The sequence below is a fragment of the [Zimmermannella] bifida NBRC 103089 genome, assembly GCF_001570925.1.
Taxonomy (GTDB): domain Bacteria; phylum Actinomycetota; class Actinomycetes; order Actinomycetales; family Microbacteriaceae; genus Gulosibacter; species Gulosibacter bifidus.
This window is the reverse complement of record NZ_BCSP01000021.1, coordinates 1-11,123: the sequence shown is the minus strand read 5'-3', so window position 1 is coordinate 11,123 and position 11,123 is coordinate 1. Positions and strand designations below refer to the sequence as shown.

Here is an 11,123-nt window from a genome sequence, read left to right as displayed (position 1 = left end):
ACCCCGTCCCGCACCCGCGTTTGTGGAATGGCTCATGGGTCTTCCATCGGGATGGGTAACTGATGCCCAGCATGGACTTACCGCAAATCATCAGCTCGCCGCACTTGGAAATGGCGTGTTGCCGAGGCAAGCGAGCGCTGCGATTACGGCGCTAATCGTGAGCTTGGTGCACGAAAGCACATAGTCGAAAACATCTGCGCCGTAGTTCAAAGTTCGGCAGTACCATGAGTAAATGTCCGTCTCAGCGCTTTCCGCCAGCACACAGAACTATCTGAAGGCCATATGGGGCCTCACGGAGTGGTCGTCCGCGCAGGTGACGCCGACGCTGATCGCGGAGCGGACGGGATTAAAGCTCTCCTCCGTCTCTGATGCCGTCCGCAAGCTCGCGTCGCAGGGGCTCGTAGACCACGCGCCTTACGGGGCGGTGGAGTTGACGGAGACCGGACGTTCGTATGCGTTGGTGATGGTCAGGCGGCATCGCCTCATCGAGGCGTTCCTTGTGAGTGTCCTGGGCTACTCCTGGGATCAAGTGCACGATGAGGCAGAGCACCTTGAGCATGCGGTGTCAGATTTCATGATCGACCGGATCGATGAGTTTCTGGAGTTCCCCACCCGCGACCCGCATGGCGACCCCATCCCGTCAGCAGACGGCACCGTACATATCCCAGATGCAACGCAACTGACTACGGTAGGAGCGGGGCACCGTGTTCTGGTCGAACGCATCTCGGACTCGGACCCCGCGCTCCTACAGTTCTTTCAGGAGCACGGATTTGTGGTCGGAGCGACACTCGATATCGGCGAAGGGGCGGCCTTTTCGGATTCGCTTGATGTGCGGGTGGCGGAGGCAGCGTCCTCAGTGGCGTTGGGACGTTCGGCTACGGATGCGCTCTACGTGTCCATCGCAGACGGTTGAGCCAGCAGTTGCTCCGCTTCTTCGGGGAGTGACCCGCGAAGCGCCCCTATTCCGGCCGGGAGTAGCGTTCCGTGCCATTGTGCCGTGCGGACGTCAGCGACGTGCGAACCCGTTGCACTTGCGCGGATCTGCATCCGAGTGCCCGGGCGGAGGTTCCGCTCGTCGAGGAAGGTCAGTATTTCCACAGGCGCGTCGGCGACTCGCGTGATCACGACCGGAGTCCGGTGCGAGTGAACCAGCTGTCCCAGCGGTGAGTCGGTGAGGGGTTCGATGTCGCCGCCTGGTGTAGGGATGGGTTGCCCGTAGGGGTCGTGGGTGGGCTCGTCGAGGGAGGCTTCGATCCGCTGGGGAAACCTAGGTGAACTGCTGCCTTCCAGTGCTTCTGCGTTTGTGGCGAGTTCGCTCCAAGGGAGGTTGAGGATGTCGTGAAGGAAGCAGCGAAGTATTCGATTGGCCCGCACGACCTGTATCGCTTCTAACCGCCCCTCCGGCGTAAGCGAAACACTCTTGTACCGTTCGTGTTCGATCAGGCCATCGCAGACGAGACGTTTGACCTGTTCGGAAACGCTTCCCGGAACATGTTGCAGTGCGCGGGCGAGGCCGGTGATCGTGACCGGCACATGATCGGATTCGGTCAGGGACCAGATCGCACGAAGATACCGCGCTCTGGTCCCTGACCGGTCGCTTTTGCCACGCATACGGGGCCCTCACTGAGCAGCGGCGAGCGCTCGGCGACGACGTGAGCTCAGGACTCGGGTTCCGATGAGGCCGTGCCGGGGGCTGAAGAGGTAGACCAGTGCGAACACGGCCCCCTGGGCGAGGACGACCATGCCTCCGGAGGCGGTGTCGAGGTAGTAGCTCAGGTAGAGGCCAATCACGGCGCAAGCGGCGGAGATGGCGGGGGCGATGATGAACATGCGTCCAAACCGGTCGGTGAGGAGGTAGGCGGTGGCTCCTGGGATGATGAGCATCGCGACGACGAGGACCACGCCGACGGCTTGCAAAGCAACGACCGCGGTCAGTGCGAGGAGGCCGAGGAGGGCGGCACCGAGGAGCTTCGGGTTGAGCCCGATGGCGTGGGCGTGTGTGGGGTCGAAGGCGTAGAGGGTGAAGTCGCGGCGTTTGCTGATGAGAATGATGAAGGTGATCGCACCGAGGATGATGATCTGGATGAGGTCCGACCAGGAAACGCCGAGCAGGTTACCGAAGATGATGTGATTCAGGTCGGTCTGCGACGGCGTGACGGAGATCAGCACGAGCCCGAGCGCGAAGAGGGTGGTGAACACGATCCCAATTGCGGCGTCCTCCTTCACTCTGCTGGTGTCTCTCACCGCTCCGATCAGGGCGACGGCGAGGAAGCCGAAGATCACGGCGCCGAGCGCAAAGGGCGCACCGGCGATGTAGGCCAGGACGACACCAGGGAGGACGGCGTGGGAGACAGCGTCACCCATGAGCGACCAACCGATCAGGACGAGCCAGCAGGAGAGCACCGCGCACACGATCGAGGCGATCAGGGTGGTGGCGAGGGCTCTGACCATGAAGTCGTAGCTGAGGGGTTCGAGGAAGAATTCGATCAGGTTCATCAGTTGTCGCCTCGGTTCATGACGTCCAGGCCGAAGGCCAGGGCAAGGTTGTCGGGCTGGAGCACCAGGCCGGGTTCGCCGTGCATGAGCACGCGCCGCATGAGTAGAATGGCCTCGTCGGCCAGGTCGGGTAATGCGTGGAGGTCGTGGGTTGAGACGAGGATCGTTGCTCCGTCGCCGGCGAGTTCGCGCAGCAGACGGGTGATGGTCGCTTCGGATCGCTTGTCGACGCCAGCGAATGGCTCGTCCAGCAGCAGGATCGTCGCGCCTTGCGCGATGCCGCGTGCCACGAAGGCGCGCTTCTTTTGGCCGCCTGAGAGTTGCCCGATCTGTCTATTTGCATATTCAGTGAGTTCCACCCGTTCCAACGCGTGATCAACGGCGTCATGGTCGGCTTTCCTCGCGTGGCGGGTGAAGCCCATGTGGCCGTAGCGTCCGGTCATGACGACGTCGCGCACCGTTACCGGGAAGGCCCAGTCCACGTCCTCACTCTGCGGCACGTAGCCCACGACGCCCGATTTGCGTGCTTTCGCGGGATTCTCACCCTCAACGCGCACAGTTCCGGAGTCGGGACGCAGGAGCCCCATGATGGTCTTGAACAGAGTGGATTTTCCAGATCCGTTCATCCCGATGAGTCCACATACGCGCCCGGCTTGGATGTCGAGGCTGGCGTGATCGAGGGCGAGGACCTCACCGTAGTGCACTGTGACGTCGTGCACTGAGATCGCTGCGGTCATGACTGCTGTCCGGTCAGGGCGTCGATGATGACGGTCGCGTCATGGCGAATGAGGTCGAGGTAGGTCGGCACCGGGCCGTCGGCTTCAGAGAGAGAGTCCACGTAGAGTGTGCCGCCGAAGACTGCATCGGTGGCCTCGACGACCTGCTGCATGGGTGCATCTGAAACGGTGGACTCGCAGAACACAGCGGGTACGTCGTTGGCGCGCACGAACTCGATCGCCGAAGTGATCTGCTGCGGCGTGGCCTGTTGCTCAGCGTTCACGGCCCAGATGTACTTCTCGGTCAGCCCGGCATCACGAGCGAGGTACGAGAACGCGCCCTCGCAGGTCACCAAAGCCCGCTGATTGGCAGGCAAAACTGATAGTTCCTCGACAAGTTCGTCTTGCACGCTCTGAAGCTCAGCCTTGTACGCCTCTCCGTTGGCCTCAAATGCGCTCGCGTTCTCTGGGTCGAGCTCGCTGAACGCCTCGAGCATGTTGTCGACGTAGATCTGCACGTTCACTGGGCTCATCCACGCGTGCGGGTTCGGCAACCCGGCATAGGCGTCCTCACTGATATCTATCGTCTCGACTCCTTCGCTGACGACGACGTGAGGCACGTCCAGTCCCTCAACGAACTGCCCGAACCATGCTTCGAGGTTCATCCCGTTGTCAAGAATGAGGTCGGCTTCGGAGGCCTTTCGAATGTCCCCGGCGTGGGCTCGTAACCGTGGATCTCCGCGCCAACCTTCGTGATCGACTCCACGCGCAAGTGGTCGCCGGCCACGTTCTCAGCAATGTCCGCGAGGACGGTGAAGGTGGTCAGTACCACCGGGCGTTCGTCGGCTGCGGCGTCGGTACCGCTGCCGGCACTGCTGCAGGCGGCGAGGCTGATCGTGAGTGCCGATGCTGCCAACAAAGCGAGCGAGCGTCGGATGGATCCTGGGGATCGGGGTGTGCTGCGTTCATGCTCTATAAGTCCTTCATGTCAGGGTGTTCAATGGTCGCGTCTGCGGTACTGCCCACATCATTGGGCAATATCCGACGCTGGGTCGGAGGCGAGTGGTTGGAGAGTTTCAGCGACACGATGATGTGCATCCCAGATGGCTTGTGGGAGGTCTCGCAGGTTCGAGAGGTGCCCATGTCGGTGCTGCATTTCCTCGGCCCAGCGCTTCGTGTCGATTCGCAGCAGCCGGTCAAGATCCTCTGCGGGAACATCGAGGCCGGTGAGGTCGAGTTCTTCCGCTGTGGGGAGGACGCCTACTGGCGTGGGCTGCCCGTGGGCGTCCCCTGCGCGGTAGCGGAAGAGCCAGTTCAGCGCGCGGAGGTTCTCGCGGTAGCCAGGCCAGAGGTAGTGGCCGTCTTCGGGGTCGCGCTGGAACCAGTTGACGTGCGCGAATACCGGCAGCTCCCGCGCCTGGCTGAGGAGGCTCAGCCAGTGCTTCGCGTAGCGGCCTTCTGAGTAGGAGAAGAAGGGTCGCATCGACATAGGGTCGTATCTGAGTTGCCCGTCGACGCCCTCCGCGGCGAAGGTCGCCTCCGCGCCCAGGGTGAGGCCGTCGTAGACGCCGACCGCGAGGTCGTCGATGGCGCGGATCAGGGGTTCGCGGTCGCGGGTGCGACCGCCGAAGATGATCGCATCGATCACAACACCTGCAGGGTCTGCGGCATCGGCGGCGAGGTTCGGGATGCGTTCGAGGGGAATCGTGAAACGGCTGTTCGGGTGCGCCCACGGAGCATCCTGCTGGTCAGATCTGCGGTCGGCGATAGGGGCTCCTGTCCAGTCGAGCCAGCCCTCCAGTTCCGCAGGAGGCTGGGGGGTGAGACCCTCCCACCACACGTCGCCAGTGAGACGGTTGTAGGCGGTATTGGTGAAGATCGTGCCGGAGCCCTCCGCGATCGCAGCCATCGCCGTCGGGTTCGTACGCTCGTTCGTGTCTTTCGCCACCCCGAACGCGCCGTTCTCGGGGTTGATCGCCCGCAAGCGGCCCTCGTCGTCGATCCACAACCAGGCAATATCGTCGCCGTAGAAGTCAACCCGGTACCGATCCCCGAGCGTGTCCGGCGGCAATGTCATCGCGAGGTTGGTCTTACCCGACGCGCTCGGAAACCCGCCGCAGACGTGAGAGGTGGCACCGGTTTCGAGGTCGCGGATGCCTAACAGGAGGAACTGTTCGGCGAGGAACTTGCCCGAGAGGTAGCCGTCGTAGGAGGCCTGGCGGAGGCCGTGAGCGATTTTCCCGAGAAGTGCGTTGCCGCCGTATGCGGAGCCGTAATGGAGGATCGTGCGCTCGTCGGCGATGGTCGCGAACAGGCGCGCATCCTCCGGGGTGCCGTGCATGAGCGTGTCGGGATCGCCGGTGACCTGCACGCCGCGGACGAAGAAGTTCGGGTCGGTGAGCCCGTCGAAGTGTTCGAGGCCGACGCGGGTCATGCGGATCATCTGCAGCACCACGGTGCGATCATCAGTCAGCTCCACCCCGGCCGCGTAGGCCGCGAGCGGGGTGCCGGGCGGCGCCATCAGATAGGGAACGACGTACATCGTCTTCCCACGAGAGGCCCCGCGCATCCGCTCGACAATGAGCGGCTTCACCTCGCTCACTGGCTGCCAGTTGTTGTAGCGGCCGCGATCGGCAGGATTCGAGGTTGCGACGACAGTGCGCTCTTCAGAGCGGGCGGTGTCCTCCGGGTTGGATCTGGCATAGTACCGGCCCACACCAGCGGGCAGCAGTTCACCTGCGGCGAGGGCTTCGCCGATGAGCCGCGCGTCATCGGCAGCCGAGACGAGCTCGATCCGCTCGGGATCGGTGACCTCGGCCCACTCCTCCACGAATGCACGGATGCTCTCATTGTCAATCTCGGCAGGTATCGGGATTCGGCTCTCATCAGCCATGTGACACTCCTTCTTCTCTCTTTTCGCGTCTGAGCGCGTCCGACGACCGTCCTGCCCACAGTCACAGATCATCTGCGCACTTCACTCTAATATTCGGCGTGCCGTAGTTTCAAATGTTGGCGTGTCGTAGATCGGGGAACTACAGTGATGTTATTACTAGATACGCCGCTCCAAACTCTGGTGAGGCACAACATGTAGTGGTTGCTGGCGGGGCGCGTCGCAACCGAAGAGCGAGGAGGATCACCATGCCAGCCCTATCCGAGTCCCGGCGCGAAGCGCCCTCTGTGCACGAACTTGCCGCCGCCCGGTCGCCTGATCTGGTGTTCTTTTCGAGTGTTTCGGAGAACACTCGTCGCTTCGTCGACCGGCTCGACCGGCCCGCGGTTCGTGTTCCGCTGCGGCCACGGGTGGAGGGGTTGATCCGGGTTACACGGCCGTTTGTGCTCGTTGTCCCCACGTACGGCGGAGGGGAACGAGCTGGGGCGGTACCGAAGCAGGTAATCCAGTTTCTGAACGACCCCGCTAACCGGGCACTCATACGTGGCGTCATCACAGCGGGGAACACGAACTTCGGCGAGCACTACTGCCTCGCCGGTCCCGTCATCTCCGCGAAATGCCAGGTCCCGGAGCTGTACCGCTTCGAGCTGCTCGGCACGCAGCGCGACATCGAACACGTGAAGAACGGCCTGACCCGCTTCTGGGAGCAGGCCTCCAAAAACCCGACATCCATTGAGAGGAAGACCGCATGACCATCACCTCCCCAGAAGCTCCGGCCCGCACCGGAATTGGCGCACGGAAGGACTACCACGCACTCAACGCGCAACTGAACCTGTTCGCCCCGGACGGGTCGATCCAGTTCCACAAGGACCGGGAAGCTGCCGAGGCGTACCTGCTCCAGCACGTCATCCCGAACATGAGAACCTTCCCGAGCGTGGCCGAACGCCTGGAGTGGCTGGTCACGAACGACTACTACGAGCAGGCGTTCCTCGACGCCTACACCCCGGAGTTCCTCACGGACCTGCATGAGCGCGCCCGCGGGGCGGGGCACCGTTTCCACACGTTCCTCGGCGCGTTCAAGTTCTTCACGTCCTACGCCCTGAAAACGTTCGACGGAACCACCTACCTGGAAGGCTTCGAAGAGCGCGTCGTCGCCACCGCGCTCTTCCTCGGTCAGGGCGATGAAGCCCTCGCGACTCGGCTGGTGGACGAGATGCTCTCCGGCCGGTTCCAACCCGCGACCCCGACGTTCCTGAACGCGGGCAAAGCGCAGCGCGGGGAGCTCGTCTCCTGCTTCCTGCTCCGCCTTGAGGACAACCTCGAGTCCATCGGCAGGAGCGTCAACTCCGCCCTGCAGCTCTCCAAGCGCGGAGGCGGAGTCGCGCTGCTGCTGACGAACCTGCGCGAGACAGGAGCGCCGATCAAGCAGATCGAGAACCAGGCCTCCGGCGTTGTCCCGGTGATGAAGATCCTCGAAGACAGCTTCAGCTACGCCAACCAGCTCGGCGCCCGGCAGGGCGCGGGAGCGGTGTATCTGCATGCGCACCACCCCGACATCCTGCGGTTCCTCGACACGAAGCGGGAGAACGCGGACGAGAAGATCCGCATCAAGACGCTCTCCCTCGGCGTTGTGATCCCCGACGTCACCTTCCAGCTCGCGAAGGAGAACCGGGAAATGCACCTGTTCAGCCCTTACGACGTTGAGCGCGAGTACGGGAAGCCGCTGTCGGATCTGTCCGTGAACGACCACTACGACGACCTGGTTTCGAACCCACGGGTGCGGAAAACCACGATCAGCGCCCGAGAGTTCTTCAAGACCCTCGCCGAGCTGCAGTTCGAATCCGGATACCCCTACGTGCTGTTCGAGGACACCGTCAACCGCGCGAACCCTCTGCAGGGATGGATCAACATGTCCAACCTCTGCAGTGAGATCCTCCAAGTGAACACCCCGTCCTGTTACGACGCCGCGATCGGGTACGAGCAGGTCGGCCGAGACATCTCCTGCAACCTCGGATCTCTCAACATCGCCCAGGCCTTCGCTTCACCAGACTTCGGCGCAACGGTCGAAACCGCAGTGCGGGCACTCACGAGCGTGTCCGACCAGACCAACATCGACGCGGTCCCATCGATCGCCGCCGGAAACGACGCATCGCACGCGATCGGGCTCGGGCAGATGAACCTCCACGGATTCCTCGCCTCGCAACGCATCCGCTACGGCAGTGAGGAAGGTATCGACTTCACCGACATCTACTTCCTCACTGTCACCTACCACGCCCTGCGTGCCTCGAACAGGCTCGCCATAGAACGAGGAACGACGTTCGCCGGATTCGAGACCTCCGCCTACGCCGATGGCTCGTACTTCGACAAGTACACCGAGCGTGACTGGCAGCCGGCCACCGACCGCGTTCGCGTCCTTTTCGCAAAGGCAGGTGTCGCGATCCCCACCCGTGGCGACTGGGCGCAGCTGCGGGAATCCGTGCGGCAGCACGGCATCTACAACGCGTACCTGCAGGCCATCCCGCCGACCGGATCGATCTCGTACGTAAACAATGCGACCGCGTCGATCCATCCGATCGCAGCGAAGATCGAGATCCGCAAAGAAGGCAAGCTCGGCCGCGTCTACTACCCGGCCCCGCACATGACCGACGACAACCTTGAGTTCTTCGAGGACGCGTACGAGATCGGCTACGAGAAGATCATCGACACCTACGCCGCCGCCACCCAGCATGTCGACCAAGGCCTGTCCCTGACACTGTTCTTCCGCGACACGGCGACCACGCGCGACATCAACAGAGCCCAGATCCATGCCTGGCGTGCCGGGATCAAGACCCTTTATTACATCCGCCTGCGCCAGCCCGCGCTCGAAGGCACCGAGATTGAAGGCTGCGTCTCTTGCGCGCTGTAACCCCAGAATCTGATCTTCCCGAAGGAGCACCCATGACCCTCACCGATATCACCCGCCCGATCACCGAGATCTCCGTCACCCCGCCCGGCTATCGGCACGACCCGGCAGCCCGCCTACGGCCCATCAACTGGAACCGCGTCGGCGACGACAAAGACCTCGAAGTTTGGAACCGCCTCACTGCGAACTTCTGGCTGCCGGAGAAGGTGCCGCTCTCCAACGATCTCGCCGCCTGGCAGAAACTCACCCAGGAGGAACGCACGCTGACCATGCGCGTGTTCACCGGGCTCACCATGCTTGACACCGTGCAGGCCACCGTTGGGGAGATCTGCCAGATCCAGGATGCCCGCACCGAACATGAGGAGGCCGTGTACACAAATATCGCGTTCATGCAGTCCGTGCACGCCCGCTCCTACTCGTCTGTGTTTTCCACGCTCACCTCGACCCCCGAAATCGACGACGCCTACCGGTGGGCCGTCGCGAACGACCTTCTTCAGGAGCGGTGTAAGAGGGTGCTCGCGCACTACTACGGGGATGATCCGCTCAAGCGGAAGGTCTCCTCGACGCTGCTGTCCTCGCTGCTGCTGTACGCGGGGTTCTACCTGCCGCTGCACTTCTCCGTGCACGCCACGCTCACTAACACCGCCGACATGATCCGGCTCATCCTCCGCGACAAGGCCGTGCACGGCTACTACTCCGGCTACAAATACCAGCGCGGCCTCGAAACCCACACCCTCGCCGAACAAGAGCACATGCGCGAGTTCACCTATGCGCTCCTCGAAGAGCTCTACGAACTCGAACTGGCCTACTCCGGTGAGCTCTACGAGCCGCTCGGACTCATGGACGACGTCGCCGTGTTCGTCCGCTACAACGCGAACAAAGCACTCATGAACCTCGGCTACCCTGCCCGCTTCACGCCAGAAGAGACCGAAGTCAACCCGGAGATCCTCGCGGCTCTCGCACCCGGCGCGGACGAGAACCATGACTTCTTCTCTGGTTCTGGGTCCAGCTACATCATCGGCAAAGCAGTAGATACCAGTGACGATGACTGGGACTTCTGAGCCTTTGCCCCGTCCCGACGAAGGGGCATGGCTCGAAACTATCGCCTTGTTTCAGGCTGTACGAGAAGGCAACCAGCCCGCTGCGCTGCGGTTACTCGGGACCAGTTCGAACCGAGATGCCGTTATCGGTGGGCTCCTTTCGATGCTTGGCATGTTTCTCCGCGCGGAGAGTCCACACAAGCTTGATCAGTTCATCGCCGCGTCGCACCGTGCCGGCCCACCGCCAGCGTTTGGGGCCCGACCTTTTCTCCCGCCCATCGAGCACTGATATCACTTCGAAGAAAGAGAACACCGCCAATGACAAAGAACATCAACGTAATCATCGGGAGCCTACGCCGGGGCTCTTACGCGCGCAAGATCGCCCACAACGCCATCGACTACTTCCCCGAAGGTTACAAAGCAAGCATCCTTGAGATCCGTGACCTCCCTCTGTACGACTTCGATTACGACGACCCCGAAGTTGCCGACGTGCGAGTCCCAGAGGAGTACACGGCATTTCGAGAGGCAATCAAGGCTTCCGATGGCATCCTGTTCGTCACGCCAGAGAACAATCGCACCATTCCCGCATGCCTCAAGAACGCCATCGACATCGGTTCCAAACCCAATGGAGATGTCGCATGGAAGAACCTACCAGCCGGCATCATTAGCCACTCGGTGGGCCGCATGGGCGGCTACAGCTCACAGAAGAACCTTCGCCTCGCCTTGTCATACTTCGACATGCCGACGCCGGGCCAACCAGAGGTGTTTCTCGCGCAATCACCCACCCTTTTCGATGAAGAGGATCGGCTCAATGAAGGCACTGCGCAGTTCCTCCAAGACTACGTAGATCGCTTCGTCGGCATCATCGACAGACAGCTCGAAGCAAGCGGCAACGGGTGATTATCGAATCCCGATGCAGGGCATCGATCATGGCTCGAATGGGGCCGTCCCTAAGCCGATGCCTTGGGCGCTGATGAATGCAAGCAGCCACAGGTTCCGCGGAATCGCGAGGGAATCCGCGGAACTTCACCCCCATCCTTGTCCGCACGCGTAGCGATCACACACCAATTCCGCCTGTT

At 62.4% G+C, this 11,123-nt stretch carries 9 protein-coding genes and 2 pseudogenes; 6 read left to right on the top strand and 5 right to left on the bottom strand.

The features are described 5' to 3' along the window. Both ZBI01S_RS10035 and ZBI01S_RS09180 read left to right on the top strand, forming a co-directional pair. Positions 1 to 184: pseudogene (locus ZBI01S_RS10035) on the top strand (hypothetical protein); the annotation flags it as partial. Positions 185 to 232: 48 nt separating this feature from the next. Continuing rightward, positions 233 to 913, top strand: coding sequence for a metal-dependent transcriptional regulator (locus tag ZBI01S_RS09180; protein WP_066059536.1), 681 nt, complete (start codon positions 233 to 235; stop codon positions 911 to 913). Here ZBI01S_RS09180 and ZBI01S_RS09175 read toward each other — a convergent pair. The 5 genes and pseudogenes from ZBI01S_RS09175 to ZBI01S_RS09155 form a co-directional block, all read right to left on the bottom strand. After that, entirely contained in the window at positions 889 to 1,611 is a 723-nt protein-coding gene (locus tag ZBI01S_RS09175) for a metal-dependent transcriptional regulator (protein ID WP_083524680.1), read from the bottom strand. The two genes, ZBI01S_RS09180 and ZBI01S_RS09175, sit on opposite strands and share 25 nt — an antisense overlap. A gap of 9 nt (positions 1,612 to 1,620) precedes the next feature. Beyond that, positions 1,621 to 2,496: a metal ABC transporter permease gene (locus tag ZBI01S_RS09170; RefSeq protein ID WP_066059529.1), complete on the bottom strand. Its 876-nt coding sequence runs from the start codon at positions 2,494 to 2,496 to the stop codon at positions 1,621 to 1,623. Next, complete coding sequence (locus ZBI01S_RS09165; protein WP_066059525.1) at positions 2,496 to 3,233, bottom strand: metal ABC transporter ATP-binding protein; 738 nt, start codon at positions 3,231 to 3,233, stop codon at positions 2,496 to 2,498. The genes ZBI01S_RS09170 and ZBI01S_RS09165 overlap by 1 nt, the downstream gene beginning before the upstream one ends. After that, positions 3,230 to 4,149 (bottom strand): annotated as a pseudogene (locus ZBI01S_RS09160) (metal ABC transporter substrate-binding protein). The gene ZBI01S_RS09165 and the pseudogene ZBI01S_RS09160 overlap by 4 nt, the downstream one beginning before the upstream one ends. Positions 4,150 to 4,239: 90 nt before the next feature. Next, positions 4,240 to 6,105 (bottom strand): phosphoenolpyruvate carboxykinase (GTP), encoded by a 1,866-nt coding sequence (locus ZBI01S_RS09155; RefSeq protein WP_066059522.1) that lies wholly within the window; start codon positions 6,103 to 6,105, stop codon positions 4,240 to 4,242. Positions 6,106 to 6,350: 245 nt separating this feature from the next. Between ZBI01S_RS09155 and nrdI the strand changes: the two genes are divergently transcribed. From nrdI to ZBI01S_RS09130, 4 genes are all read left to right on the top strand, one after another. After that, entirely contained in the window at positions 6,351 to 6,854 is a 504-nt protein-coding gene (nrdI, locus tag ZBI01S_RS09150) for a class Ib ribonucleoside-diphosphate reductase assembly flavoprotein NrdI (RefSeq protein WP_066059519.1), read from the top strand. Beyond that, positions 6,851 to 9,007: a class 1b ribonucleoside-diphosphate reductase subunit alpha gene (gene nrdE / locus ZBI01S_RS09145; protein WP_066059516.1), complete on the top strand. Its 2,157-nt coding sequence runs from the start codon at positions 6,851 to 6,853 to the stop codon at positions 9,005 to 9,007. Before nrdI ends, nrdE begins: the two co-directional genes overlap by 4 nt. Before the next feature lie 32 nt (positions 9,008 to 9,039). Further along, positions 9,040 to 10,065, top strand: a complete 1,026-nt coding sequence (gene nrdF / locus ZBI01S_RS09140) for a class 1b ribonucleoside-diphosphate reductase subunit beta (RefSeq protein WP_083523249.1) — start codon at positions 9,040 to 9,042, stop codon at positions 10,063 to 10,065. Positions 10,066 to 10,362: 297 nt separating this feature from the next. Beyond that, complete coding sequence (locus tag ZBI01S_RS09130) at positions 10,363 to 10,944, top strand: NADPH-dependent FMN reductase (protein ID WP_066059513.1); 582 nt, start codon at positions 10,363 to 10,365, stop codon at positions 10,942 to 10,944. Positions 10,945 to 11,123 lie beyond the last annotated feature (179 nt).

Coding starts and splice junctions, on each gene's coding strand:
- ZBI01S_RS09180 (WP_066059536.1), top strand. CDS start 233: ATGTCCGTCTCAGCGCTTTCCGCCAGCACACAGAACTATCTGAAGGCC.
- ZBI01S_RS09175 (WP_083524680.1), bottom strand. CDS start 1,611: ATGCGTGGCAAAAGCGACCGGTCAGGGACCAGAGCGCGGTATCTTCGT.
- ZBI01S_RS09170 (WP_066059529.1), bottom strand. CDS start 2,496: ATGAACCTGATCGAATTCTTCCTCGAACCCCTCAGCTACGACTTCATG.
- ZBI01S_RS09165 (WP_066059525.1), bottom strand. CDS start 3,233: ATGACCGCAGCGATCTCAGTGCACGACGTCACAGTGCACTACGGTGAG.
- ZBI01S_RS09155 (WP_066059522.1), bottom strand. CDS start 6,105: ATGGCTGATGAGAGCCGAATCCCGATACCTGCCGAGATTGACAATGAG.
- nrdI (WP_066059519.1), top strand. CDS start 6,351: ATGCCAGCCCTATCCGAGTCCCGGCGCGAAGCGCCCTCTGTGCACGAA.
- nrdE (WP_066059516.1), top strand. CDS start 6,851: ATGACCATCACCTCCCCAGAAGCTCCGGCCCGCACCGGAATTGGCGCA.
- nrdF (WP_083523249.1), top strand. CDS start 9,040: ATGACCCTCACCGATATCACCCGCCCGATCACCGAGATCTCCGTCACC.
- ZBI01S_RS09130 (WP_066059513.1), top strand. CDS start 10,363: ATGACAAAGAACATCAACGTAATCATCGGGAGCCTACGCCGGGGCTCT.